At 68.8% G+C, this 25,181-nt stretch carries 18 protein-coding genes; 8 read left to right on the top strand and 10 right to left on the bottom strand.

What is annotated here, in order from left to right:
• Positions 1–458 precede the first annotated feature (458 nt).
• The 7 genes from ACOPJ3_RS00215 to ACOPJ3_RS00185 all read right to left on the bottom strand — a co-directional run bounded on the left by ACOPJ3_RS00215 (position 459) and on the right by ACOPJ3_RS00185 (position 10,837).
• Positions 459–1,532, bottom strand: a complete 1,074-nt coding sequence (locus tag ACOPJ3_RS00215; protein WP_427869864.1) for a DUF3800 domain-containing protein — start codon at positions 1,530–1,532, stop codon at positions 459–461.
• Entirely contained in the window at positions 1,492–2,748 is a 1,257-nt protein-coding gene (locus ACOPJ3_RS00210; protein WP_427869863.1) for a Wadjet anti-phage system protein JetD domain-containing protein, read from the bottom strand. Before ACOPJ3_RS00210 ends, ACOPJ3_RS00215 begins: the two co-directional genes overlap by 41 nt.
• Positions 2,745–6,068, bottom strand: a complete 3,324-nt coding sequence (locus ACOPJ3_RS00205; RefSeq protein ID WP_427869862.1) for an ATP-binding protein — start codon at positions 6,066–6,068, stop codon at positions 2,745–2,747. Before ACOPJ3_RS00205 ends, ACOPJ3_RS00210 begins: the two co-directional genes overlap by 4 nt.
• Positions 6,065–6,733 carry a DUF4194 domain-containing protein gene (locus ACOPJ3_RS00200; protein WP_427869861.1) on the bottom strand — a complete coding sequence of 223 codons (669 nt, stop codon included), beginning with the start codon at positions 6,731–6,733 and terminating at the stop codon, positions 6,065–6,067. The genes ACOPJ3_RS00205 and ACOPJ3_RS00200 overlap by 4 nt, the downstream gene beginning before the upstream one ends.
• The gene (locus ACOPJ3_RS00195; RefSeq protein ID WP_427869860.1) at positions 6,730–8,202 is read right to left on the bottom strand and encodes a DUF3375 domain-containing protein; all 1,473 of its coding nucleotides are present in this window, start codon (positions 8,200–8,202) and stop codon (positions 6,730–6,732) included. Before ACOPJ3_RS00195 ends, ACOPJ3_RS00200 begins: the two co-directional genes overlap by 4 nt.
• Before the next feature lie 316 nt (positions 8,203–8,518).
• Entirely contained in the window at positions 8,519–9,805 is a 1,287-nt protein-coding gene (locus ACOPJ3_RS00190; RefSeq protein WP_427869859.1) for an NRAMP family divalent metal transporter, read from the bottom strand.
• A gap of 309 nt (positions 9,806–10,114) precedes the next feature.
• On the bottom strand, positions 10,115–10,837 hold the full coding sequence (locus ACOPJ3_RS00185; RefSeq protein ID WP_427869858.1) for a Pr6Pr family membrane protein: 723 nt from the start codon (positions 10,835–10,837) through the stop codon (positions 10,115–10,117).
• A 308-nt stretch (positions 10,838–11,145) separates the two neighbouring features.
• Between ACOPJ3_RS00185 and ACOPJ3_RS00180 the strand changes: the two genes are divergently transcribed.
• Positions 11,146–11,871, top strand: coding sequence for a TetR/AcrR family transcriptional regulator (locus ACOPJ3_RS00180; RefSeq protein WP_427869857.1), 726 nt, complete (start codon positions 11,146–11,148; stop codon positions 11,869–11,871).
• Entirely contained in the window at positions 11,864–13,246 is a 1,383-nt protein-coding gene (locus ACOPJ3_RS00175; protein ID WP_427869856.1) for a M20/M25/M40 family metallo-hydrolase, read from the top strand. Before ACOPJ3_RS00180 ends, ACOPJ3_RS00175 begins: the two co-directional genes overlap by 8 nt.
• A gap of 14 nt (positions 13,247–13,260) precedes the next feature.
• Here the strand turns inward: ACOPJ3_RS00175 and ACOPJ3_RS00170 are convergent, their stop codons facing one another.
• Both ACOPJ3_RS00170 and ACOPJ3_RS00165 read right to left on the bottom strand, forming a co-directional pair.
• Positions 13,261–13,791 carry a zf-TFIIB domain-containing protein gene (locus tag ACOPJ3_RS00170; RefSeq protein WP_427869855.1) on the bottom strand — a complete coding sequence of 177 codons (531 nt, stop codon included), beginning with the start codon at positions 13,789–13,791 and terminating at the stop codon, positions 13,261–13,263.
• 109 nt (positions 13,792–13,900) lie between these two features.
• Positions 13,901–15,076, bottom strand: a complete 1,176-nt coding sequence (locus ACOPJ3_RS00165) for a PucR family transcriptional regulator (RefSeq protein WP_427869854.1) — start codon at positions 15,074–15,076, stop codon at positions 13,901–13,903.
• A 157-nt stretch (positions 15,077–15,233) separates the two neighbouring features.
• Between ACOPJ3_RS00165 and ACOPJ3_RS00160 the strand changes: the two genes are divergently transcribed.
• The 4 genes from ACOPJ3_RS00160 (at position 15,234) to ACOPJ3_RS00145 (ending at position 21,332) form a co-directional block, all read left to right on the top strand.
• Positions 15,234–16,565 carry an MFS transporter gene (locus ACOPJ3_RS00160; RefSeq protein WP_427869853.1) on the top strand — a complete coding sequence of 444 codons (1,332 nt, stop codon included), beginning with the start codon at positions 15,234–15,236 and terminating at the stop codon, positions 16,563–16,565.
• Positions 16,566–16,649: 84 nt separating this feature from the next.
• A complete protein-coding gene (locus tag ACOPJ3_RS00155) occupies positions 16,650–18,377 on the top strand; it encodes a thiamine pyrophosphate-dependent enzyme (protein ID WP_427869852.1) in 1,728 nt (575 codons plus the stop codon).
• Entirely contained in the window at positions 18,374–20,023 is a 1,650-nt protein-coding gene (locus tag ACOPJ3_RS00150) for an amidohydrolase (protein ID WP_427869851.1), read from the top strand. Before ACOPJ3_RS00155 ends, ACOPJ3_RS00150 begins: the two co-directional genes overlap by 4 nt.
• A gap of 49 nt (positions 20,024–20,072) precedes the next feature.
• Positions 20,073–21,332, top strand: a complete 1,260-nt coding sequence (locus ACOPJ3_RS00145) for a M20 family metallo-hydrolase (RefSeq protein WP_427869850.1) — start codon at positions 20,073–20,075, stop codon at positions 21,330–21,332.
• A 63-nt stretch (positions 21,333–21,395) separates the two neighbouring features.
• On the opposite strand, the gene ACOPJ3_RS00140 is transcribed toward ACOPJ3_RS00145, so the two are convergent.
• Positions 21,396–22,676, bottom strand: coding sequence for a D-alanyl-D-alanine carboxypeptidase family protein (locus tag ACOPJ3_RS00140; protein ID WP_427869849.1), 1,281 nt, complete (start codon positions 22,674–22,676; stop codon positions 21,396–21,398).
• 404 nt (positions 22,677–23,080) lie between these two features.
• Here ACOPJ3_RS00140 and ACOPJ3_RS00135 point away from each other — a divergent pair, with 404 nt between their 5' ends.
• Both ACOPJ3_RS00135 and ACOPJ3_RS00130 read left to right on the top strand, forming a co-directional pair.
• Complete coding sequence (locus tag ACOPJ3_RS00135) at positions 23,081–24,256, top strand: acetyl-CoA C-acyltransferase (protein ID WP_427869848.1); 1,176 nt, start codon at positions 23,081–23,083, stop codon at positions 24,254–24,256.
• A gap of 178 nt (positions 24,257–24,434) precedes the next feature.
• A complete protein-coding gene (locus ACOPJ3_RS00130) occupies positions 24,435–25,172 on the top strand; it encodes an IclR family transcriptional regulator (protein WP_427869847.1) in 738 nt (245 codons plus the stop codon).
• Positions 25,173–25,181: the final 9 nt, after the last annotated feature.

The following is a 25,181-nucleotide window of genomic DNA, read 5'->3' as shown; positions in this document are numbered from 1 at the left end:
GTCGGGTAACATCGGGGCGTGCCACGGTCTCGCACCATTATGCGAAGAGCCCATATTTCACGAGTGGCACGCAGAGGGCACGGCCCCGCTGCAACCCCCGAAGATCCGCGTGATTCCGCGGCTGCTGACGAGTATTGGGACTTCTGAGAAGTTTGTTTGATAAAATGCCTGATCAAAGTAATAAAATTATCCAACTTTTCTGACTCAGTTTTCTGTTCAGAATGGACAGAAAGGGCCAGGCATGAATTTAAGCACCCATGCGGAGGGGCACGCGAGACTTGGCCGCGAAGACGCAACACCGAGGTTGGTTTCGCTCGCCGAGGCGCCTGAACAATTCGGAATATCCGTCAAGGCACTCCGGCGTCGAATCTCGGACGGGACGGTGCGCGGCTACCGCGTTGGAAGACTCATTCGAGTCGATATGAACGACTTGCCCGAGAACCTTGTCGAGGAGATTCCTACTGTTGAGCGTGAAGGTTGAGGGCATCTCCGACGCGGTGCTGCAGAGATGCGCCTGCCGGCCTGACTTGAGTATTGAAATTGCTGTTGATCCACTTCTTAGGATGAATCAGTGTCCCAGTTCGCACAGAGCTATGGGTCTCAGGAACGAGAATGCGTGATTCTGCGGTGGCCCAGCTATGAAAGATGTCCTTGAATGCGCCAGGTGCCCAAGCAAACTCATCTGAATCCGTGAAATGGTAATGCACCGTGCGCGAGGTAATCGCGCAGAGCCAGTCTGCATATTGCATGGCCCCGTACCGGTGGCTTTCGAGCTGCATCGGCACTTCTATGATGCGTTTCATTTCGGGCTCTTTTGCCGAGTAAATGAATGACGCCATGTGAGTGATCGCGTCTTCGCGAGGCATAGGACCGCCTTGATCGAGGAGCACGGTCAGGTTGCGGCCTTTGCGCTCGGCATAGATACAGAGCTGCTTTACGACATCAACGAGCACTTTGCTGGTGAGTTCTGCGGGAGTTTGCCCCGTCATCTTGGTCGTGCCTATTGGTTTGACGGTTCCAGAGTAGAAGTAGTTGCCGCCGAGCCGATGTAGGTAGTCGCCGAGGTCGCTGATGAGAGCTACCCGGTGAGGGTAGCGCGCGAAGGATCCGCTGGTGAAGATCTCCGAGCCCTTCTTCTCCCACCTGCGAGGGTGTTTACCTGAGTCGTGGATTTCGTTGCGAAATTCTCGTTCTTTAAGGCGTTCGAACTTTGCTCCGAAGCGCCGCACGTTCTCAGCTGGGATGAGGATGCCAGCGTATCCAAATACCGGGTTGTGGAAGAACTTCTTATGGCCAGTTCCCATAAATGGGCCGACGTGGCCGAATTCGTCGAGATATGCGATGAGCATGCCGTCGGGTAACTGCCGAAACGCAGAAGGCGACCCAAGGTCGCCTTCTGGAGATGGCGCGTGGTCCGCTGAGGAACTGCTACCGTGTCCAGTGTAAGCATGTGGTTTGCGTGGGCGCAATTCTGATTTGCGACGTTTCGCCTCAGGCTTGCCATCCTGGCGCTGTCCACGGCGGTTGTTCATTTAGCGATTCTCTCATGATGCGTCTGCAGACTTTTGGGGGGCGGTGTGGCAGGAGCGGTAGTCCCTCAGCCGCTCGGCGAAGCGCGGTAAGCGCCGTCGCCCATGGGATCCTCTCCTGTTCGAGGCGCACGTCGCCCTCCGCGCGGAGACACCTCAGCGCCTCGGCTTCCGAAGCCGTGAGCGTGTCGAGAGCACCTCGAGCGGGCGTGGGCTCGGCGACCCACAAGTCGCGGTACCGCAGAAGCGTGGCCTTGTCCATGAGCGCCGATGCGATATCGGAGTGATGCTTGCGCAGGCGGTGCAGGATCGCAAAGCCGTGCGAGTCGAGATCGCCCCAATAGATCACGGGCCGGTTGGTGATCCAGCGGATGTTTCCTAGCGCATCGACGGCGTAGCCTGACCCGTGCACCGCGATCGCACCGGGCCAATCGGGCATCGCTAGCAGCGACTCGAGGTTCTCGAAGACGAACACAACGCCGGGTAGGTATTCGAGCTCATTGAGTTGAGCAGGGGAGGCTGCGAAGTCACGCAACCCGCCCATTGCAAGCGAGGAGTCGAGCACGCGAACACGAATCAGGGAGTCGGAAGTCACGATGCTGAGGGCATCGCCTCGGACAGCCTCGCACAGGGCGGACACGAGGGGGCGGTGCGCGCTGAACCACTTGGTGTCTACTCCGCGAATGGGTAGTTGCCGCGGGCGCATGCCTGAGGCGTCGTTGTCTTTGAGCCACAGCGTTACCGCGAGCAGCGTGTCAAAATCGGCTTCGGCGAGAGACAGGATCGTGCTCGCATGACGTTTGAAGACGGCTGCGAGAGCGGGAGAGCGGCCAAAACGCGATGCGATGAGGTCGGCCCGAGCGCGCAGAGTGAGCCAGGAATGATGCTCGTCGCCCCCGGCGAACTCGGCGATTGCATCGGGTCGGCAGAACACCGCGTGCGTGGGCACCCGCTGCCGGCCGATACTCAGCCACGCCCGGCTCGTCCACTCGATGCGTAGCCCCGAAGTTGCATGGGCATCGTCGACTCGCTGCCACTGCCTCGCCCACAGCTCGGCGGCGTGCTCGTCGGCGCGCATCTCGCGCTCGGTCGGGGGGTGCAGCGCGACTTGCCATGTGACTGGTTCCGCATCGGGGCGCAGCCGATCCGCGCCCCAGGCACCGCGCTGGGCGCGCGTGCGCTTCGAGGCGCGCTCGCGGACTTCTTCGGTGGTGATCACGGGTTCCCTCTCTCCCACATCACCTGCGAGATCTGCGACTTGCGATGCGTGGGGTTCTCGACTTCGGTGGCGCCGCCGATGTAGGGTTCCAAAGTTTGCAGGAGCTTATGCGGTGTTGCGAGCACGAGGTGGAAACCGAACTCGGTGAAGACGTCGAGTGCCATGCGGGTGAATGGCGCATCGGCCTTATCGAACGCCTCGTCGAGGATGACGGTGCCGTATCGCGAGTGCTGCTCCTCGGTATCGGTGAGTTGGTAGCGAAGAGCTGCGGCGAGGCAGAACACTACGAGCTTCTGCTGCTGGCCGCCGGACAGCGATGCTGCGGAGTCGTAGGTGGCGCATACGCGATCCTCCTTGTCGATCTCGTCGGCGAGGAAAATCACGTGCAGGCGAGTATCGAGACACTGCCGTTTCCAAGCGCGATCGAGGCGGTCGCTCGACTCGAACCGACGCATGATCTGCGCGAGCGTAGAGAACCGGGCTTCGGCGGTGTCGGCGCTGTTGTCGCCCCAGCTGCTGTCAGACACTGAGCGGAGGTCTGCAAGGAAATCATTGACCACGGAGGAGCGGCGGGTTTTCACGCGAAGGTTGAGGAACCTCCCGCGGTCGAACGGGGATCTGCGCAGGGACGTGTTGACGGGGCTGATGCGTTCCCTGATCTCTTCCGGTGCGGCAAGTATCTCGGATACCAGGTCGCCCACCATGTCGCGTGAGCGCTCGCGGAGCAGTCTGAGGAAACGGGCTTCGTGCTCTGGCAGTCGATGCGTGGTGATGCCGTCGAGTACCTCCAGGTAGCCGACCCGGCCTGCAATCGTCGGGGAGAGCTCGGCGGCAGCCGCGGGCCAGCGTTCCTTGAACTGCGTGGCAAGTTGGATGAGTGCGCTGCCCGCACGATTCGAGAAATCGCTCGCCTCGTCCTTTTCGCGGCGCAGCGCGTTCGAAACCTGATGACCGATGTCACCGATGTTCTGGCGGGTGATACGTCGCTGCATTGCGTGGAATCGGCGATCGAGCTCATCTGCGAGGTCGGCGAGAAGCACCGGACCCTCTGGTGAACCGAGCTGTGCTTTGAGGTCGGCGACCTCGCTCTTCAGCTTTTCCTGCGAACGGATGATTTCGCCGTGATCGACTCGCAAGGAGTCGAGGTCGGATCGGGCCTGCTGGAGTGCTGTGGAAGCATGGGAGGTCTGCTTGATCGCGGCATTGAGATCGCTGTCTGTGCGGGTGAGTGCATCAAGGTGCTGTTCGAGCGCCGAAACGTCGCCCCGGGCGCGCTCCCGGTCGAAGTGGGCCCAAGACTGGTCGCGGAGCGTGCCGATAACGGCGTTCCGATTGAGAGCCTGATGCTGGACGGCAGTGGCGCGATCGACGACGCTCTGCGCCGCCTTCCGTTCAGCCTCCGCGCTGCGCAGGTGGGCGAGGAGTGCCTCATGCTTGGCTTCGCGGTCGCCGAGTACCCAGTGTCGCTGGTCATCCACCTGACGGCGATCGTCTTTCTCATAGCGCGTGGCGGACTGCTTGATCTGGCCCTCCACGGTGATTGCCCTGGCATGCTGATCCAGCTCGTCGGGGTGATCGACGCAGGCGTAGTCGTATCGCTGTGAGAGGATGCCGGTGAGCCAGGCCCCGTGTGGGTGAGTTGCAACGGAGACGCGGCTGAGAAGGGAGACCGCGCTTGCTGCGGGGCGAGGAGCCGCGGCCTCTCCGACGACTTCGTAGGTGAGGCGGCCGTTGATGCGATGGGTGTTGACCCAACGTCGTACTTCGCTCAGGTGGTGCGACGGAACAAGCAGGGTCAGCGCGAGTGGTCGCAGCACGCGTTCGATTGCGCCGGTCCAATTGACATGTTCCTTCTTCACCTCGAGGAGCTCCGCTGCAAAGGGGAAAGCCTGGGGAGGCGCCCCGACGGCTTCGGCGATCTCATCCCGGATCTGCAGGAGTGCGCCCGGCACGCTTGATCCGCTAATACGCAGTGTCTTGATCTCGTTCTCGATGCGAGACACCTTGTGTCGCGCTTCGGCGAGACGCTGGTGGTCGTCGTGCGTAGGCCCTGTCGGCGATGTAAATGCGGCCGAATGGTCGAACTGGGCGAGAAGTTCGACGTATTCTGCCGCGCTCGCCGGGGTGTGGCTGATGCCGACGTCTCGAAGGTTCTTCGCGAGTGCTTCCCAACGCTGGCTCGTGCGCTCTGCTTCGGCTTGGGCGGTAGAGATGCGGTGGCGCAATTGCTCGACGTCTCCCCCGCCGAGTCGGAGTTCGCGCTGCCTGGCCACATCGAGAGTTTCTTGCGCTCGATCAGCGAGCAGATGGGCGGTCTCCACCTGAGCCGCGAGGTCGGCTGCGCGCTCTTCATTGTGCAAGAGTTCGCCCTGGGCGAGTTCGAGACGTCGCGTGCGCTGATAGGGGAGCACTGCTTCGGCGAGTTCGTGCGCCTTGCGGGCCTGGGCCTCCGCTGAGTCGTAATCCTCTGACTGCGTGCGGAACGCGTTGAGGTGATCTCTCTGCATTCGCAGCTCGACTACATGCTCGTGGGCGTCGTTGAGCTCACCGAACTGCTGTGCCGCATTGTCTGCGATCTCGAACGTGCGGGGCTGTTCGAGCATGTAGTCGCGGAAGAGCTGGTCGAGGCTGTCGAGGCTCTTCGCTGACTGGGTTTTGTGGAGCAGCTGGAGGGCGCTCTCGTTCGAGATGCCGAAGAGTTTGCGCATACGCGAGTAGAACTTGCGGTGCGAGCCCGCGGAGGTTACGAGCGCGTCGGGCCACTGAGACTGGATCTTGCGCGCTTCCAGCCCTCTATGGGCGAATGGTTCGAGGTCGCGGAGGTCGATGTCAGAGCGCTCGATGAGTGAGATGCTGGCGAGATCAGCGGGCTGTGTGGTCGTGCCCCGAGCGAAGAACAAACGGCAGAGGGAAACCGGCTGCTCCGCGCCGTTCTCGTAGCGCAGAATGATTCCGCTCCACGTCGCGCGGGGGCGCAGCAACTGGCTGACGACGCGATCTTCGAGTTCGTCGGTCGCTCGGCTCCAAGCGCCGCGCACATAGCTCATGAGCGTGCGGCGGTCGTCGCGCGCTTGGGATCCTTGGGCGGCGGTATTGAACCGTAGCCACTGGTCTGGTGTGAGCACCGCTGAGATCGCGTCGAGCAGTGATGATTTGCCCGACCCGGAGGGACCGGTGATGAGATGGCCCTCGCGTGAGATGGGCATGCGGTAGATGGCTCCGTCGAATGTTCCCCAGTTCGCGACCTGCACCTCGGAGAGGCGCCACTGCCCGGGTGGGGGGTCGGACTGCGCACCGGACGGGCGCGGTTGATCCTTCATCGTGCTTCTCCCGTGTCCGCCTGCTGCCCGGTGTCCAGCGTCAGGTATGTATTGGTGAGCTCGCGAACGCGATCGGGGTCGATCAAGAACTTCACGATGGGAGAGATCTCGACCCGATCGTCGCCCGCTGAGTGCAGCACTCGGTACCGATTCTCCATGCGCCCCCAGGCGCTGTTGAGGTTTCGTTCGAACGTAGCGGTGTCTCCTTCGTTGTAGACCTGCAACTGTTCGTAGATTTCTTCCTTGCCCACGATGACCCTGCGTTCGCTGCTGTTCGCGAGCAGCATTTGGCGAAGGGTGAGCAGCATCGCGGTCTCGATAAATGTCAGGGATTCGTTACGGAGCGGGGTTGGGATGTCGATCTCGTCGGTCTGTACTTTCCTGACGAACGCCAACTCATCATCCCGGTCGATGACGAGGTCGAGGAAGAGGTCGTGTAGGCGCGAACGAATCGCTCGTTCGTCTGCGAGCAGTGCCGACCACAGCTGAGTTTGCTTCGCGCCGGAGAGGTACGGGCCCTTGAGTAACCGGAGCAGCGTGCGGCGCGAGAGATCGTGCAGTGTGCCGGTATCGCCCCGCCAGAGTGCGGTCTCGTCCGAAGGCAGTGGGGCTCCCTGATTGTTCAGCAGTTGGTTGGTTTCGGCCGGGCCTTTGTGGTCTCTCATGCATCGATCTCCTTCGTGAAGACGTGTCGGATCACAGTGGCGGATCGGGCAACACCATCGGCGCCGGTCCAAGTCAGCACATCTGAGTTATCGATGTCGACCTCACCGTGCAGCGATGCCAGCGAGAGCAGCCCGATGACACTCGCGAGGCCCTGCGTCGCTGGGAACCGTTCGAGTACGTCGGCGACGGTGACAGGATCAACGGTGAGCTGGTCGCTGGAGGAGAACGACTGGTTGACGTTTTCGGCGAGCTCCGCGAAGTCGATCTCGGTTTCGCGAGCGATCGCCGCGAGCCGCGCGAGGCTTGCCTCGCCGGCATCGGCGTCGGCAAGGGTCTCGCCGGCCTCGAAGTCACTCGGGTCGTGAGGGATTATCGCGCCGACGCTGTGCAGGTGAACGGAGGTAAGATCGAGCGCAATGCCGATCGGGGCGTAGGGTTTGACGGCGGTGCGCACGGAAGCCGCAGTGCGGAGCGCTTCTTGCAGGAGCCCGCGCATCTCTCGATCTCGCTGAAAGTCTTGGGAGCGCACGTACCTGCGCAGCCCCCGGGCAAACTCTGTTAGCGATTGATTGACCTCACGGTTGCCCTGCTTCATGGCGCGCATGAGCTGGCGCAGTGCACGGCGAGTGCGCGGGGAAAGGTCGACCGCGAACTCTCGTTCGAGGATTGCTGCGACATCCGCTTCGAAAATGGCTGTGCGCTCCGGATCCCGGATGAGCGAGGAGAAAGCGGAGAATGTGCGCCCCTCATCGCTGGACTCGATCATGTCGACTCCGCGGAAGACATCGTCGAGCACGGTGCCGACGGAAGCGTCGTTGTCGAGCAGGCTAGTGCGCAGGTCATGGTTCAAGTCTTCGAACCGGCTGCGCACTCGGGCGAAGTCGGCGGGAAGGTTCTGCGCCTGCATGAGTATGTCAGCGACGCGTTCCCTGGCGCGATCGACGTCGAGAGTTTCGAGTTCGCCGCTCCTGATGCGTGCGATCTGCTCATCGATCGCATCGCGTTCGCGTTGCAGCGCCTCGAGCCTTCGTGTCTGATCAGGGTCGGTGTCGATCGCGAGGGAGTGCAACGTGGTGGCGAGAGAAATCAACCGCGATTCGGTGAGTGTGGATCTCGGCTCCTGGAGTTGGTTGAGTATGCGTAGTGCATCGAAGCCGGGGGCGGAGAGCTCATAGGTCTCCCCACGCGCGCCGGATGCCGGCCTTCGTGTGAGGATCCCCGCATTACGCCAGTCATCGCAGTATGCCTTTGCGCTGGTATTGCCGAGCGAAAAATGATCGCGGAGCTCTTCAAGGTCGGCATCGAATCGCTCGTGCAGATCTTCCGTGGCGATTCGATCATCGGGTTCGCTCAGATAGGTGCCGAGCACGGCGGCGACAATCGGGAGGTGATCCCTGCGCAGCATACTGAGCGTAGTGCTCTCGGCGAGGAGCCGTCGGAGCTCGAGCGCTTTGGCGAGCGTGGTCATGGTGACAATTGTGCCGTGCGCTTCTGACATCGTCGTTAGGGCGTTGTTGACCGCCGATCCTAATGCCGTAGATTGGCTCGGCTGGCGTGCCCTCGCTAGCCTGCTGCCGTCTCGACCTGGTGGGTCGGTCCCGGGCTGGACTCAAGTGGCACGCAGTGGGCACAGAAGCGTCCGATAACCGCAGAAATCGCATGATTCCGCGCTTTAAGTCAGGATTGGGACTTCTAGAACCTATTGAGCCGATAGCTCCTAATGGCTGATCAGGGGCCCGGAACCGCGAAGTCTCGCGGATCCGGGCCCCTGCAGTGTCCCCGCGCTACGCGCCGAGGAACTCAAAGATCGCCCGGAATGATACGACCCCCATGTACCAGGTGAGCGCGGTGATCGCGGTGCCGAGGGTGAGCAGCCACCACTGGATGCGGTAGCCGCCGAGGAGGTCCCGGCGGAACCACCCGATGTACATGAACACCGTGAAGCCGATGGGCAGGATGAGGCCGTTGAAGCCGCCCGCGAAGACGAGCAGCGCGGCCGGGGTCGTGCCCATAATGAGGTATCCGGCGAGCCCGATCACGATGAACCCGACGGTGACCCAATCCCGTCGGCGCTGCGTGAGCTTGCTGCTGAACACGGTCATGAACGACACCGACGTGAAAGCGGCACCGATGACGCTCGAGATGCCCGCCGCCCAGAGCACGAGACCGAAGGCCCGCATGCCCCACTCGCCAGCCGCCGCCTCGAAGGCCTCGCCAGCCGGGTTCCCGGCGAGGTCCAGCGTCGCTCCGCTCGCCGTCACCCCAAGGAACGCGAGGAATAGAACGTACCGCATCACGCCGGTGATGGCGATCCCCGTGAAGGCCGAGCGGGAGACCTGCGTGATGTTCTCCAGCCCGGCCGTGCCGGAGTCGAGCAGCTTGTGGGCGCCTGCATAGGTGATGTAGCCACCGACCGTGCCGCCGACGATGGTCGTGATCACGGCGAAGTCGATCGTGTCGGGCAGGATCGTCTGGCGGAGCGCGTCGCCGACCGGCGGGCTCGCGACGATCGCGACCGCGGCGGTGAACCCAATCATGAGGATGCCGAGGATCACGAGGGCGCGGTCGAGCAGGTAGCCCGCCCTGCGGGAGAGGAAGATCCCGATCGCGAGCAGCGCGCTGAGCGCGCCACCGATCTTGGGGTCGAGACCCAGCATCGCGTTGAGGCCGAGGCCGGCGCCCGCGACGTTGCCGATGTTGAAGACAAGGCCGCCCGCGATGACGAGCACGGAGAGAATGAAGCCGCTGAACGGGATCGCGGCGTTCGCGAGCTCCGCCGCCCGCTTGCCCGAGGCCGTGATCATCTGCCAGATGTTGGCCTGCACGACGAAGTCGATGAGGACCGAGGCCAGGATACCGAAGGCGAAGGCGGCGCCGAGCGTCGAGGTGAACGTGGCGGTCTGCGTGATGAAACCGGGGCCGATTGCCGAGGTCGCCATCATGAAGATCGCGCCGAGCAGCGATGCGCGGCGGGATCTCGCGAAACCGACCGCCCCGCTCACGGTCGTGGCAGGCCCGGGAACGGGCGACGGTGCCCTGGTCGGATCGGGGGTTGAGGGGCGGTCGCTCATTCCGAGGGGGTCCTCTCGCTTCATGTCAGGTGCAATAGCCGACTTCCCACCGACGGGAACACTGATGCCGGAGGGCCGGCGGGCCCAGAGTACGCGGCAGGTGCGGGCGGGGCAACACGTGTAGTCCGGTCCTTGGCAAGAATGCAGAGATTGAACGGGAAAAAGGAACTTTCGCCTCACACGGTGGGCTCCGAGTCCCGAGCAGTGCCACGGCCGTGGAGCGGATCCGGTCCCGGATCGCTGGCGTTCCCCGGGCCGCCGTTCCTGGCCTCAGCGCAGACCGACACGGCTGAGACCGCCGTTCAGGGCTTAGCGCCCGGTCACTCCCGCGATCCGGCCTAGGATCCTGTCGATCACGACGTAGACGTACGCGACAGCGAGGAGCGCGACCGTGAGCGTCGCGATCCAGGTGACAACGCCGCTGAGTCCGAGCGTCGCGACGTCGAGGAAGGGGTAGGCGAAGGTGTCGCCCGACTCGAACCGGCCGCCGAGCGCGCCGTAGATCACGGCGAAGGCGAGATACGCGTACGGGATCAGGACCCAGAGCAGCGGGTCGAACCACCTGATCCGGCCCTTCGGGGTGAAGAGTAGCCAGTCGAGGATCACGAGGCTCGGGGTGACGATGTGCACGAGGTTGTCGGTGAGCGTGAAGGGCGGCTCGTTGCCGCTCGCCGGGTCGTAGGTCGGCACGAGCACGACGATGTAGATGAGCATCGTGACCGTGATGGCGTGCATGATCGCCGCGGCCCAGCGCGCCGAGGGCGTCGAGACGCCGCGCGCCCCCCAGGTGCCGAGATCCCGCGCCGTCCGGATCGCGGCGAGCGCGACCCACGCGAGGCACAACACGTTGCTCATCTGGGTGAAGTACAGCATCGAGAGCCAGGTGGGGTCCGGCGTCAGCAGGTCGAGGGAGCGCACGAGCCCGATCGCGATGACGATCACTGTGACGATGCGGAAGGCGAGCGCGGCGCGGCGGTCGGCGAGCGCGGCCTCCGAGAGGAGGGGGAGGTGGTCGACGCTGGACGAGGTCATGGGTCGAATCTAGTGGGTTGGGTGGGGGCAGTGGGCGGCGCGGCGCCCGCCTCCCCGCCGTCGCTCCGAGTTCTGCCGTCGTTCCGTTGGTTCGGGGCGGGATCGTGTGAGGGAGTGCAGATTGCGGAGCGAGCGCCGGTGCGCTGCGCCGGCTTGCGCAGCCGGCGCCGGGCAGGTGCGCGGCAATGCCGCCGCCGCCCACCCCGAGTCACGCTCGTTGTCACGACCCGCGACTAGACTGGATCGCGCATACGCGGTGCCGCAGGAGCGCCGCCCACGCGCGGCGGGGGCCGCGGATCGGAGACGGGATGACGGAGACGGCGACGCCGCGCAGAGCTCGGCTCGATCAGAGCGTGATCGTGGACGCCGTGCTCGCCCTCGCGAGCGCCGATCCGGGTGCCAGGATCACCTTCAAGCGGCTCGGCGAGGCGCTCGGGGTCGACGCGACGGCGATGTACCGGCACTTCCGCAACAAGGAGGAGCTCACGCGCGCCGCGCTCGACCGGGTCGCGGGCATGGCCGTCGCCGACGCGCGGGCGGAGCCAGGCAGCTGGCGGCAGCGCCTTGAACGGCACCTCATGCGCAACGCCGAGCTCAGCCTGCTGTACCCGTCGGTCGCGGCCGACTGGGCGCTCGTGGATCCGGGCGGGCCCGGGGATCTTGCCTCCGACCAGCACATCCTCGAGACCCTGCACGAGGGGGGCCTGCGCGGCGAACGGCTCGTGCGCGCCTACTCGGCGGTGTCGGGCTTTGCGCTCGCGCAGAGCGCCGCGCTCGCCCAGGAGGTGCTCGCGGGCGGCGAGGGCGCGCGCGAGGGCGCGATCCCGTGGATCAGCTCGTTCGGCGGCGCGGATCTCACAGAGTTCCCGCTCGTGCGCGAGTACCGCGACGAGCTGCTCGCGATCGACGGGCTCGCCGTGTACCGCGCGGGCGTCCAGGCGATCCTCGACTCGGTCGAGCGCTGGGCGGCCGAGGCTGCCGACACAGCAGACCCAGCCAACCCAGACGCGAAGGGAGCCGAGCGCAGTGTCTGATCCGACGACGCAGCACGCAGAGGGGCCCCGGATCCCGCACGGCTCGGTGGCCGACACGATCGAGCTCACCCGTGCGCTGATCAGGGAGGCGTGCGTCAACGACGGCTCGCCGGAGTCGGGCCAGGAGATCCGGAACGTGCGCGTGCTGCAGCGCTTCCTCGCGGACGCCGTCGCGACGGGCCGCGTCGACATGCAGGTGCTCGAGTCGGCGCCGGGGCGCGCGTCGCTCGTCGCCCGCGTGCGCGGCACGGATCCCGATGCGCCCTCGCTCGGGCTGCTCGGGCACCTCGACGTCGTGCCCGTCGACCCGGAGGGCTGGACCCGCAACCCGTTCGGCGGCGACCTCGTCGACGGCGAGGTGTGGGGCCGCGGCGCGGTCGACATGCTCTACCTCACGGCGGCCTTCGCCTGCGCGCTCCGCGACGTCGCGCTCGCGCCCGAGCCGCCGCGCGGCGACCTCGTGCTGCTCGCGGTCGCCGACGAGGAGGCGGGCGGCGAGTACGGCATCCACTGGCTCGTGCGCGAGCATCCCGAGGCGGTGCGCGTCGACGAGGCGCTCTCCGAGTCCGGCGGGATGCGCATGGGCGAGCACATCGCGATCGAGGTCGCGGAGAAAGGCTCGGCCGGCCGCCGCATCGTGGTGCGCGGAAAGCCGGGTCACGCATCCATTCCCTACGGGGCGGAGAGCGCGGCCTACCGGGTGGGTGAGGTGCTTGAGCGGCTGCGGGCGGTCATGCCAGCGGTCGAGCTCGGCCCGCTCTGGGGGCGCTTCGTGGCGGCTCGGATCCAGGATCCCGAGCTCGCCGAGCGTCTCCTCGATCCGGTCCGGATCGACGCTGCTCTGCCGCAGCTCGGCGGGATCGCGGGCTACGCCCACGCCGTGTCCCGCGTCACGATCTCACCGACCGTGCTCCGGGCCGGCACGACCCACAACGTGATCCCAGCGGTCGGGCGGATCGACCTCGATATCCGCACCCTCCCCGGCACGACCGACGAGGAGGTCGACGAACTCCTCTCCGCGGTGCTCGGGGACTTCGCCGACGAGGTCGAGATCCGGCACCTGCACGGCTGGGCCGCGACGGCCTCGCCCGCCAACACCCCGCTCTTCGCGGCAATCGAGCGCGCGGTCGAGGTGGTCGGCGGCGCGCCCGTCGTGCCGATCCTCGCCGCGGGCGGATCCGACGCGCGCGTGCTCCGCGAGCTCGGGATCCCGGCCTACGGCTTCGGCGTGCTCGGCCCCGGCTGGAGCTACGAGCGCTACCGCGAGGGCGTGCACAGCAACGACGAGCGGATCGACGTGGAGTCGATCGAGCTCAGCTACCTCGCGCTCGAGCGAATCGTCGCGGAGCGGGTCGGTCCGGCCTCCGGCAGCTGACGCCCCGCGGCGGCTCAGTCGAAGAAGTCGCCGAGGAACTCGAAGGGGCTCTTCTTGCGGCGGTTGCTCCTGCGGTCGCCGCCTGCGCGCTCCCCGTACGAGCGCTCCCCGTACGAGCGCTCCCCGTTCGAGCGGTCGCGCTGCCCGCGGCGCGGCTCGCCGTAGCGGGAGCCGCCGTAGTGCTCGCTCGCATCGCGGGACTCGTCCCGCTGGCCGCCGTAGCGGCCCTCGCGGCGGCCGGATCCCGATCCGGATCCCGAGCCGGCACCTGCACCCGCACCGGCGTCGACCGGCGCAGCGGCGCTCGCCGCACCGTACCTGGGCACGCCTCGACCCCCGCGGCCCGCGCGCTCCGCGGCAATCCGCTCGGCCTCCTCGGCGGTCTCGTGCACCCCGTGCGCGGACGACTCTGCCTCCGCGCGCTGCATGATCTTGTCGAGCTCCCCGCGGTCGAGCCAGACGCCCCGGCACTCGGGGCAGTAGTCGATCTCGACGCCCTGGCGTTCGCTCATGAGCAGGGTGGTACCGTCGATGGGGCAGTTCATGCCTCCAGGGTACGTTGGCGCGCGCCGGGTGTCTCCGCCACTCCGGAAAGCCGCGCCCTTCGGGGGCATTCTCCCAGCGAAAGTCTCAGCCGGATCAGGCCCAGCCGGATCAGGCCCAGCCGACTACGAGCCGCGCCGCCTGCTCCGGCACGAGCGGGTCGACGCCCGTGAGCTCGGCGAAGCGGCGGAGCCGGTTCGAGAGGGTGTTGCGGTGGCAGAAGAGCTCCGAAGCGGAGAGCCCGACGCTGCCGGTTCGCAGGTAGCTCTTCGCCGCCTCCTCGAGCCGCGCCCGCTCGGCGGTCCCGCAGCGCGCGAGCGCCGCGTTCACGTCCTCGAGGATCGGGCGGCCGCTCGCGAGAAGGCTCTGCGCCGCGAGCCGCGCCCACCCGCGCCCGAGCGTCATCGCGCCGGCTTCGCCCGGGGTGAAGAGGCGCGCGAGATCCCGCGCCGTGATCGCCGCCTGGCGGAGGTCGGCGAGGCCAGACGGCGAGACGGCGACGCCGATCCGGAGCGCGAGGAGGCTCGTGATGCGCTCCTGCACGCGGGAGCCGGGGAGTTCGACGCGGCGGGTGAACGCGATGAGCGTGTCGCCCATGTGGTGGATGAAGACGCGCGCGCCGGCCCGCTCGAGCTCGGCGATCGCGACGCGGAGCGGGGCGACGTCGTCGCCCCTGGCCGCGGCGGCGACGAGGGGCGCCTCGACCGGGATCCCGAGCTCGCCCGCGATCGCGCGGAGCCGCTCGTCGCCGGGCGGCGGATCGTGGAAGAGCGCCGCGACCAGGCCGCGCTGCACCGAGGCGACCTCGTCGCGCATGCGTTGGCGCTCGGCGAGGTAGGCGCGCTGCGTCTGGCTCGCGTACTCGTCGACGGTGCGCAGCAGGATCCCGGTGTGCCGGATCAGGAGTTCCGCGTCGTCGAGCCTGGACACGCTCGTGAGCGCCGACCAGATCACGGCGAAGTCCTGCCGGATCGCTGTCATCAGGGAGTTCAGGGGGATGTCGGCGCGGGCGCGCGAGACGCCGACGTCGCTCGCGACCTCGACGGTCTCCTCGAGGCCGCCGAGCCGCATGCCGTCGACGAGGGCCTGGAAGGAGAGCCTGCCCGTGCGCTTGATCTCGGAGATCGGCACCGGAGGCGGGTCGTAGCCCGGAATGTCCCTGATCAAGACGGCAAACTGTGTCGTCAGCTCGTCGAGGTCCAGCATGTCGAGCAGCTCGAGCCATCGCGCGCGGTCCTCGGCGAGGGGTGCGTCGCCGAGGATACGTTCGGAGGAAGTTCCCGTCATGCTCCCAGGATATGTGCATCTGCCCAATTTCGTCGCCCGGATCGGGGGCGGAAGGTGCGAATGGAAGGGCTAATCACCTGGCATGCTCGATAGAAGCCTGCTGCACCTGCGGCATAGCCCTGCAAGACGGATCCCGCATCCTCGACGGAGAGAACACATGAGCGAGCCAACGACCACCGCGGCCATCGAATACGATGCCACGCAAGAACTGAGCATCAAGGACGCCAACAAAGTCGCCCTCGGTGCCCTGATCGGAACCGCCCTCGAGTGGTACGACTTCTTCCTTTTCAGCGCTGCCGCGGCACTCGTGTTCAACGTGCAGTACTTCACGAGCGAGAACGCGAACGCCGCGGCCCTCGCCTCGTTCGCCACCTTCGGCGTCGGCCTCGCGGCCCGCCCGATCGGCGGCATCATCTTCGGCCGCATGGGCGACCGCGTCGGCCGCCGCAAGGTGCTTATGATCACGATCGTCGGCATCGGCCTCGTCACGGGCCTCATCGGCATGCTGCCGACCTACGCCGCGGTCGGGATCGCCGCGCCGATCCTCCTCGTGCTCCTCCGCGTGCTCCAGGGCCTCTTCGTGGGCGGCGAGTGGTCGGGCGCCATGACGATCGTCGTCGAGAACGCCCCGCTGCACCTGCGCGCCCGCTACGCGGCGATCCCCCAGATCGGCTCGCCCATCGGCACGATCCTCTCCTCGGGCGGCTTCTTCATCATGACGCTCGTCTTCTCGCAGCAGAACTTCGACGCGTGGGGCTGGCGCATCCCGTTCCTCATCGCCCTCCCGCTCCTGCTCGTCGCCGTCTACATCCGGAGCAAGCTCGAGGAGTCGCCGGTCTTCCGCCAGCTCGAGGAGTCGGGCGAGGTCGTCAAAAGCCCCGTCCTCACCACCTTCCGTGACAGCTGGAGGCAGATCATCGTCGGCATGGCGGCCGCGCTCCTCGGCGTCGGCGGCTTCTACCTCGTGACCGCGTTCTGCGTCTGGTACGGCGTCAACGTGCTCGGCTACAGCTCCTCGCTCATGCTGCTCGGCAGCATGGTCGCCGCGGCGGTCGAGATCGGGATCCTGATCTGGGGCGGCATGCTCGGCGCGAAGTACGGCGCGAGCAAGGTCATCCTGTGGGGCGGCATCGCCTCGGCCCTCGTCGCGGTCCCCGCGTTCATCATGCTCTCGTCGGGCAGCCCGGTGCTCGTGGTGCTCGCCATGACGCTCGCCGTCGCGGCGCTCTCGCTGCCCTACGCGGCCTCGGGCACGGTCCTCACCGGCCTGTTCCCCGCGAAGACCCGCTACACGGGCGTCGGCCTCGCGCAGAACGTCGCCGGCATGGTCTCGGGCTTCATCCCGCTGCTCGCGACCGGCTTCGTCGCCTCGGCGAATGAGCACTGGTGGCCGGCCGCCGCGATGCTCGTCTTCCTGTCGCTCTTCACGGCCGTCGCGGGATCCATCGCGCCGCGCCTGAGCGTCAATCTGCCCGGCTTCAAGCACTAGGCAATACCGGGGAGGGCGGCGCGAGCCGCCCTCCCTCACGCTTCACCCCACCTCAGCAGCTTCTCCGAGAGGATCCCCACCACCATGTCGCAGTCTGCCGGCCACCTCATCGTCCGCACCCTCGAGGCGCACGGCGTGGAACGCGTCTACGCGGTCCCCGGGGAGAGCTACCTCGACGTGCTCGACGGGCTCCACGACTCGGGGATCGAGACCGTGGTCTGCCGGCACGAGGGCGGCGCCGGCTTCATGGCGCTCGCCGAGGGCCGGCTCACCGGCCGCCCCGGCATCGCGATGGTGACCCGCGGCCCCGGCGCCGCGAACGCGATGATCGCGATCCACACCGCCTGGCAGGACGCGACCGCGCTCGTCCTCTTCGTCGGCCTCGTCCCCGTCGCCGACCGCGAGCGCGAGGCGTTCCAGGAGTTCAGCCTGACCGGCTGGTTCGGCTCGACCGCGAAGCGCGTCATGACGATCGACGACCCGGATCACGCGGGCGAGCTGGTTGCCGACGCCATGCGGGTCGCCGCGAGCGGCCGCCCCGGCCCCGTCGTCGTCGGCCTCCCCGAGGACGTGCTCGTGCACCTCACCGACGCCCCGGTTCCAGCCCCGATCCCCGCGCCGCAGCCGCGCCCCTCCGCGGCCGAGGTCGACGCGCTCGTCCAGGCGCTCGCGGGCGCCGAGCGCCCCGCGTTCGTGCTCGGCGGCGACGGTTGGGAGGGCGGCGCCGGCGCCGCCGTCTCCGAGTTCGCCGCGGCGGCCGGCATCCCCGTCTTCTGCGACTGGCGCGCCTACGACGCCGTGCCCCACGAGGGCGCCGCGTGGGCCGGCTGGCTCGGCTACGGCCGCGCCGACGCCGTCGCCGCGGGCTACGCCGAGGCCGACCTGCTCGTCTTCGTCGGCTGCTCCCGCTCCGACGTCATGAGCGACGGCTACTCGCTCGGCTTCGAGGCCCAGACGATCCTCGTCTCCGTCGACCCCGAGGCCACGCAGCACGCCGGCCGTATCGACCGTCAGCTGCTCACGACCCCCGCGGGCTTCGCCGAGACGCTCGCAAGCGCCGACCCCGCGGCCGCGCGCGGCGCGCGCTCAGACGCGTGGATGCTCGGCCGCTCCGAGGCGCAGGCGCGCTTCGCCGCGCACCGCGCCGACGCGGACGTGGCCGGGGCGGGATCCGGATCCGGAACCGACGACCTCGGTGTCGACCTCGGCGTCGACCTCGGCGTCGCGTTCGGCGAACTCGACGACCGCCTCGGCGGGCACGGGATCCTCACCTTCGGCGCGGGCAACGCGACCATCTGGGCGCACCGCTTCGTGCGCCACCTCGACCCCGCGAGCCTCGTCGGCGCGCGCAACGGCGCGATGGGCCTCGCGGTGCCGGCCGCCGTGGCCGCCTCGCTCGCCTTCCCGGAGCGCCGCGCGGTCGCCGTCTGCGGCGACGGCGACTTCCTCATGAACGGCCAGGAGGTCGCGACCGCGATGGCGCACGGCGGCAAGCCGCTCTTCATCGTCGTCGACAACGGCATCTACGCGACGATCGTGCAGCACCAGGAGAATCACTACCCCGGCCGCCCCTCGGGCACCCGCATGGTGAATCCGAACTTCGCCGAGTGGATGCGCTCCTTCGGTGGTCACGGCGAGTTCGTCGGCGCGACCGCGGAGTTCGGCCCGGCGCTCGACCGCGCGCTCGCGGCCGACGGCCCGGCCCTCATCCATGTCAAGATCGACGCGAGCGTCATGCCGCCCGCCTCATCAGAAGTTTCGGTCGACACCGTCACCGCAGCCGACGCAGCCCAGAACGGAGCGCACGCATGAAGCTCGACCTGATCGTCCGCGCCGCCGAGATCCTCACGATGGATCCCGCGCGGCCCACCGCCTCCGCGGTCGGCGTCATCAACGGCCGGATCGTCGGCTTCGACGGCGAGCTCGACGGCCTGACGGCCGAGCGCGAGCTCGACTTCGGCGACGCCTGCGTGACCCCCGGCCTCATTGACGCGCACTGTCACACGGCGTGGTGGGGCCTCAGTCTCGCCGCCGTCGACCTCAGCACGGCGCGCGGACTCGACGAGCTCTACGCCCGCATCGAGGCCGAGGTCGCCCGCCTCGACACGGCGGGGGATCCCGCGGCGTGGGTGCACGGCACGGGCTTCAACCAGGCGCACCACGGCGGCGAGTTCCCGTCGATCGCGCGCCTCGACGAGCTGACGGGCGACCGCCCGCTCTACCTCCGCCACACCTCGGGCCACGCCTCGATCACGAACACGGCGACGCTGCGGCTCGTCGGCGCGCTCGACGCGGGCTTCGAGAACCCGACGGGCGGCGTCATCGTGCGCGACGCGGACGGCAACCCGACGGGCCTCGTCGAGGAGGCCGCGCAGGGCCTCGTCCAGGCGCTCCTCCTGCCCTACTCGACCGAGCGGCTCGTCGAGGCGCTCGAGGCCGCGACCTCGCGCTACGCGGCCGAGGGCATCACGAGTTTCTCCGAGGCGGGCGTCGGCGGCGGCTGGATCGGCCACAGCCCCATCGAGGTCGCGGCGTACCAGGCCGCGGCCACGGCGGGCCGGCTGCGCGCCCGCGCCCAGCTCATGCCCGCGATCGACGCGCTCCGCCCGCTCGAGGCGCACGCGGCCGACTTCGCGGGCGAGGGTTCCGGATCCGGCCTCGACCTGGGCATCCGCTACGGCTTCGGCGACGACGCCGTGCGCTTCGGACACGTCAAGGTGTTCCTCGACGGCTCGCTCCTCGGCGCGACGGCCGCCGTCACCGAGGACTACTGCGGCCACGACCACAACACGGGCTACCTGCTCGACGACCCCGCCGCCTACCGCGAGCGGGTGCTCGGCACCTACCGCGCCGGCTGGCCGCTCGCGCTCCACGCGATCGGCGACGCCGCGATCGACCTCGCGCTCGACCTCATCTCGGAGGCGCAGGAGCGCTACGGATCCCGCCCCGCGCCCTGCCGCATCGAGCACTTCGGCATCGCACGCCCCGACCAGGTCGAGCGCGCGGCGAAGCTCGGGATCGCGGTCACTCCGCAGGCCGGCTTCATCGGGCCGATCGGCGACCAGATGGCCGTGCTCGTCGGGCCCGAGCGCGAGGACTGGCTGTACCGCGGCCGATCCGTCGTCGACGCCGGCATCATCCTCGCCGGCTCTTCGGATCTCCCGGTCGCCGACAACAACCTCCGCCGCGGCATGCAGGCCGCGGTCGACCGCCGCACCGACAGCGGCGCCGTGCTCGGCGCGGCCGAGGCGATCACCCCGGAGGAGGCGCTCCGCACCCACACCGAGTGGGCCGCCCGCGCGACCGGGCAGATCGCCGACAAGGGCACGCTCGAGCGCGGCAAGCTCGCCGACTTCGCCGTGTTCTCCGCCTCGCCGCTCACGGCTCCCCGCATCGCGGACCTCGACGTGGTCGCGACCGTGCTGGGCGGCGAGCTCAGCTACGACGGCCGCGGCTGATCCGGATCCGGATCCCGAACCTCACCCCTCCCCACAGTTAGGACGCACCATGACTGAGCCGCTAACCACCGAGCAGCAGAACGCAGCATTCCTCGCGGACTGGGAGGTGCACGCCGGCTTCGGCGCGGTCCCCGGCACGATCGGCGTCGACCGCCAGGCCGGCACCGCCCCGGACGGCGAGCAGCGCCGCTGGTTCGCCGAGCTGCTCGAGTCGCACGGCTTCACCGTGCGGCGCGACGCGATCGGCAACCAGTTCGGCCTGCTCGAGCTCGTGCCAGGCGCGCCCTACGTGCTCACGGGCTCACACATGGACTCGCAGCCCACCGCCGGCCGCTTCGACGGCGCCTACGGCGTCATGGCCTCGGCGCACGCCTGCTTCCGCGTGGCCGAGGAGCTCCGCGCGAACCCGGAGCGGGCTCGCTTCAACCTCGCCGTCGTGAACTGGTTCAACGAGGAGGGCTCGCGCTTCAAGCCCTCCATGATGGGCAGCTCGGTGTTCACCGGGAAGATGCCGCTCGAGGCCGCCCTCGAGACGACCGACCACGCCGGGATCTCCGTGCGCGAGGCGATGGGCGGGCTCGGCGAGCTCGGCGACTTCGCCTTCCCCGAGGTCGCCTCCTACGCGGAAATCCACGTGCAGCAGGGGCGCAGCATGGAGGAGGACGGTGTCACGATCGGCCTCGTCGACGCGACCTGGGCCGCGCACAAGTTCGAGTTCAAGGTGACGGGCGAGCAGGCGCACTCGGGATCCACCCTGATGGTCGACCGCCGCGACGCGCTCCTCGGCGCGGCCCGCCTCGTCGTCGCCGCCCGCGAGCTCGTCGACCGCTTCGAGCCGGGCGCGCTGCACACCGCGTGCGGCGAGCTCAACGTCTACCCGAACTCGCCCGTCGTCGTCGCGAGCGAGGTGGAGCTGCTGCTCGACCTGCGCTCGCCGAGCGCCGACGTGATCCGCGAGGCCCACACGCTGCTCATGGAGACCGTCGCGAAGGTCGAGCGCGAGGACCGCGTGCAGATCGAGATCGTCGCCGAGCACTCCTGGGACCGGAACCCCTACCCCGAGAACGGCGTCGAGCTCGCGCGCTCCGTCGCCGAGGAGCTCGACCTCACCCACGACCGCGTCATGACGGTCGCCGGGCACGACTCGACGAACATGAAGGACACCGTCCCGACCGTCATGCTCTTCGTGCCGAGCGTCAACGGTGTATCGCACAACCTCGCGGAGTTCACGCGCGACGAGGACCTCGTCGCCGGTGTCGACCACCTCACGGGGGTCGTGCGGCGGCTGGCCGGCGGCGCGCTGGCGTAGGGGGGTGGGCGGATCCGGATCCGGATCCGGATCCGGGGCCCGCTCCTTGGTCCTGATCCGGGGCTAGCCGAACAGCTTGCCCGGGTTCGTGATGCGCCACCAGAAGTCGGGCTCGACGATCCGCTTCGTGGTGATGACCGGGATTTCCTCGGTGCCGCCCGGGAGCGAGACCGCGAGTGAGCCGACCTCGGCGCCCTCCTTCGCGTCGGCGCCCGAGATTCTGGCGAGCTCCGGCCGCACCTCGGCCTGCTCTCCGGGGAGCAGCGTGACCGCCGTGCCGCCGCCCGCGACGAGCGGCACCTCCACGCCGTCCACCGTGACCGCCGTGCCCACCGGCTCGCCCTGCACCACGAGCTCGTGCGCCTGGGGGAGCTGGCCCGCGCCCACGAGGATCGTGGCGTTGTCCGCGGCGCGCGCCTCCTCGGAATCGCGCCCGAGCACGACCGCGATCCGGACCAGCTCGCGCTCGGCCGGGGTGCCGGGCGCCGCGGTTCCCGTGGCCGCCGTGAGCAGGTTGTAGCCCGCGGTGACGGTGCGCCCGGTCTTGAGGCCGATGACGTCGGGCATGGTGCGGAGCAGGGCGTTCGTGTTGCGGACCGTGCCGATGCCCCACGGCAGCTCGGCGGAGGCCATGCTCGTGAACTGGGTCAGCGTGGGGTTCGCCGCCGCGATCCGGCCGAGCCGCACGAGATCCGAGGCCGTCGCGACGTTGCGCTCGCTCATGCCGGTCGGCTCCTCGAGGTGGAGGGAGGCGAGGCCGTTGCGCGCCGCCCAGTCGTTCGCGGCGGCGGCGAAGGCGTCGACGCTGCCGAAGGTCGCGACGGCGTACGCCTCGGCCCAGTCGTTCGCGGAGGGGAGGAGCGCGAGCGTGAGCATCTGCCGCGTCGTCGCCTCGGTGCCGACGGGCACGGGGAAGACGACGCCGTCGTCGGCCTGGAAGCGGGCGGTGCGCGCGGCGTCGGCCTCGCTCCAGACGTGGACCGGCCCATCGGCGCCGGGCTCGAGCGGCGCCTGCTCGAGGCAGACGAGCACCGTGACGATCTTCGTGATGCTCGCGATGGGGCGCGCGGCGTCGTCGTTTGCCCACACCTCCTCGTCGCCCGCCCAGCCGAACGCCGCGGGGCCGGGCTGCGCGTCGACGACGGCCTGCGCCGCCGCCGGATCCGCGGCGAAACTGCGCGTGACCTCGGGGATCACCTCCACCTTCGGCTCCGGCAGCGGCGCGAGGGCGCACGCTGCGGCGTACCCGCCGGTGCCGAGGATCAGCAGCGCGACCGTGGAGGTTGCGGCGAGGCGCCGCGCGCGGCGGCGCTTCCGCTCGCGCGCGAGGCGCTCTTCTTCCATGCCGCGATCCTAACCGCCCCCGCTGACATGCCCCGGCTGGCCCGCCCCCCGGCCGCCGGCCGCCCCGCCGCCGGCCGGGGTTGAGTTGACCCAAAGTGACTCAAAATGCGGATTAAGCATCACTTTGGGTCAACCCAAGCCCCGGGCGCCCCGCTGGGTTGACCCAAACTGCGCCGTGGAGCGCTCCAAGCTGTCACTTTGGGTCAACTCGACGCCCGGGCGCGGCGGGGCGCGGCGGAGCGGCCACGCGCGGCGCCGGATCCGGCCCGCGCGCCGCCGAGCTGCACAGTGCGGGCGGCCCGGACTGTGCCAGGCTCCGGTCGCGATCCCGCGCCGGGGTGGCATGATGGCAGTGACCGCGCGAGGCCAGTCGCGCGCGCCCGCAGCACCACCAGGAGGTCCCGATGAAGGCACTGATCGCCGGATACGCCCGCACCCCGTTCGCCCGTTTCACTGGACAGCTCGCAGGGCAGTCGGCCACGGTGCTCGGCGCCCACGCCGCGAAGGCCGCGCTCGAGCGCGCCGGCGTTGCGCCGGATCAGGTGGACGAGGTCGTCGTCGGACAGGTGCTGCAGGCCGGGGCCGGGCAGAACCCCGCGCGCCAGACCGCGGTCGGCGCCGGGATCCCGCTCACGACCCCCGCGATCACGCTCAACGCCGTCTGCCTCTCCGGCACCGAGGCGGTCTCGCAGGCGGTTCGCCTGATCAGGGCGGGTGAGGCCGAGGTGGTGCTCGCCGTCGGGCAGGAGTCGATGTCGCTCGCGCCGCACGTCACGCAGCTCCGCGCCGGCACGAAGTACGGCAGCGCGCAGCTCGTCGACACGGTCGACCACGACGGCCTCTCCGACGCCTTCGAGCGCACCGCCATGGGCGCCCTCACCGAGGAGGGGAACGCCCCCCTCGAGCTCACCCGCGAGGAGCAGGACGAGTTCGCCGCCGCCTCGCACCAGCGCGCCGCGGCCTCCGCAGACTTCTTCGCGGGCGAGATTGCCCCGTTCACGGTCGCCTCGCGCCGCGGCGACACGGTCGTCTCGAGCGACGACGGGATCCGCGCCGACACGACGACCGAGTCGCTCGCCGGCCTCCGCCCGGCCTTCGCCAAGGAGGGCACGATCACGGCGGGCAACGCGTCGCAGATCACGGACGGCGCCGCGGCGCTCGTCATCGTGAGCGAGGCCGCCGCCGAGCGCCTCGGCCTCACGCCGATCGCCGCGGTTGAGGCGACGGCGATCGTCGCCGGCCCCGACCTGCACCTCCACTCGCAGCCGGCCCGCGCGATCGCGGCGGCGCTCGGCAAGGTCGAGGGCGGCGCGGCGGCCGCCGACCTCGCCGCGGTCGAGATCAACGAGGCCTTCGCCGCGGTCGGTGTGCAGTCGGCGCGCGAGCTCGGTCTCGACGCCGCCGTCGTCAACCCGCACGGCGGGGCGATCGCGCTCGGCCACCCGATCGGGGCTTCCGGCGCCAGGATCGTCGGCACCCTCGCCCGCCAGCTCGCGGAACTCGGTTCCGGATCGCTCGGCGCCGTCGGCATCTGCGGCGGTGGTGGCCAGGGCAGCGCCGTCGTGCTCCGCGCCCTGTAGCTCGCGCGCCAGCGTCCGACGGGGCGCGAGCAGTACGTTTCCTTCAACCGATCCGCCGCAGAAAGCGCTGATCCTGGGCCTGAGTTCACATTTGGCCACCGACCCGCGTTGCCGTGTACGCTCAACCGAAATCGGTGGCACTCGGGCGAACGGAGAGGATCGCATGCGTGGGGAAGGAATGCTCGATCGAACGCTTGCCCTGCTCGCCTGCTTCTCGGAGGACGAGCCGTCCCTCTCGGCGGCGGAGATCGCGGGGGTGACCGGACTGCCGTCCTCGACGTTGCACCGTCTCCTCGGCACACTCGTGGGCCACGGTCTCATCGTGCGGCTCCCCGGGCACCGATACGGGATCGGGCCGCGGCTGTGGGAGCTCGGTGAGCTCTCCCCGCTGTCGGTGCGCCTGCGCGAGCGCGCGATCCCGCACCTGCTCCGGCTCGCCGAATCCACCAGTGAGAGCGTGTATCTCGGCGTGCTCGACGGCGAGCCCGAGCGTGCGTGTGTGCTGTACGTCGGCCGCATAGGGGGCCCCGGCGCGATCCCGCACCTCAGCCGGCCGGGAGGGCGCGGGCCGCTGCACGTCACCGGCGTGGGGCGCGCCCTGCTGGCCTCCTGCGACGAGGGCTGGCTGCGGCGATACTTCCGGGTGCCGCGCGAGCGGGAGACGACGCACTCGCTCGTCGACGAGGCAGAACTCCGGGCCGAGCTCGGGGCGACGCGGGCCCGCGGATACGCGCGCACGCGGGAGGAGATGAGGCTCGGGAAGATGTCGATCGCCGTGGCGCTGCCTCCCATCTCGGGGCTGCCGCGCGTCGCGCTCGGCCTGGTCGTGCGGATCGAGCGCGCCGACGAGCGCTCGCTCGCGCGGCTCGTGCAGCAGACCGCGCGCGACATCGCCGCCGCCTGCCGGGAGGCGTAGCGCGCGGCC

The organism is Leucobacter luti (genome assembly GCF_050310065.1).
GTDB lineage: Bacteria > Actinomycetota > Actinomycetes > Actinomycetales > Microbacteriaceae > Leucobacter > Leucobacter luti_B.
Note: the sequence above shows the minus strand (reverse complement) of the source record. Positions and strands in the feature narration are given on the sequence as shown.

Coding starts and splice junctions, on each gene's coding strand:
- ACOPJ3_RS00215 (WP_427869864.1), bottom strand. CDS start 1,532: ATGAACAACCGCCGTGGACAGCGCCAGGATGGCAAGCCTGAGGCGAAA.
- ACOPJ3_RS00205 (WP_427869862.1), bottom strand. CDS start 6,068: ATGAAGGATCAACCGCGCCCGTCCGGTGCGCAGTCCGACCCCCCACCC.
- ACOPJ3_RS00200 (WP_427869861.1), bottom strand. CDS start 6,733: ATGAGAGACCACAAAGGCCCGGCCGAAACCAACCAACTGCTGAACAAT.
- ACOPJ3_RS00195 (WP_427869860.1), bottom strand. CDS start 8,202: ATGACCACGCTCGCCAAAGCGCTCGAGCTCCGACGGCTCCTCGCCGAG.
- ACOPJ3_RS00190 (WP_427869859.1), bottom strand. CDS start 9,805: ATGAGCGACCGCCCCTCAACCCCCGATCCGACCAGGGCACCGTCGCCC.
- ACOPJ3_RS00185 (WP_427869858.1), bottom strand. CDS start 10,837: ATGACCTCGTCCAGCGTCGACCACCTCCCCCTCCTCTCGGAGGCCGCG.
- ACOPJ3_RS00180 (WP_427869857.1), top strand. CDS start 11,146: ATGACGGAGACGGCGACGCCGCGCAGAGCTCGGCTCGATCAGAGCGTG.
- ACOPJ3_RS00170 (WP_427869855.1), bottom strand. CDS start 13,791: ATGAACTGCCCCATCGACGGTACCACCCTGCTCATGAGCGAACGCCAG.
- ACOPJ3_RS00165 (WP_427869854.1), bottom strand. CDS start 15,076: ATGACGGGAACTTCCTCCGAACGTATCCTCGGCGACGCACCCCTCGCC.
- ACOPJ3_RS00160 (WP_427869853.1), top strand. CDS start 15,234: ATGAGCGAGCCAACGACCACCGCGGCCATCGAATACGATGCCACGCAA.
- ACOPJ3_RS00155 (WP_427869852.1), top strand. CDS start 16,650: ATGTCGCAGTCTGCCGGCCACCTCATCGTCCGCACCCTCGAGGCGCAC.
- ACOPJ3_RS00150 (WP_427869851.1), top strand. CDS start 18,374: ATGAAGCTCGACCTGATCGTCCGCGCCGCCGAGATCCTCACGATGGAT.
- ACOPJ3_RS00145 (WP_427869850.1), top strand. CDS start 20,073: ATGACTGAGCCGCTAACCACCGAGCAGCAGAACGCAGCATTCCTCGCG.
- ACOPJ3_RS00140 (WP_427869849.1), bottom strand. CDS start 22,676: ATGGAAGAAGAGCGCCTCGCGCGCGAGCGGAAGCGCCGCCGCGCGCGG.
- ACOPJ3_RS00135 (WP_427869848.1), top strand. CDS start 23,081: ATGAAGGCACTGATCGCCGGATACGCCCGCACCCCGTTCGCCCGTTTC.
- ACOPJ3_RS00130 (WP_427869847.1), top strand. CDS start 24,435: ATGCTCGATCGAACGCTTGCCCTGCTCGCCTGCTTCTCGGAGGACGAG.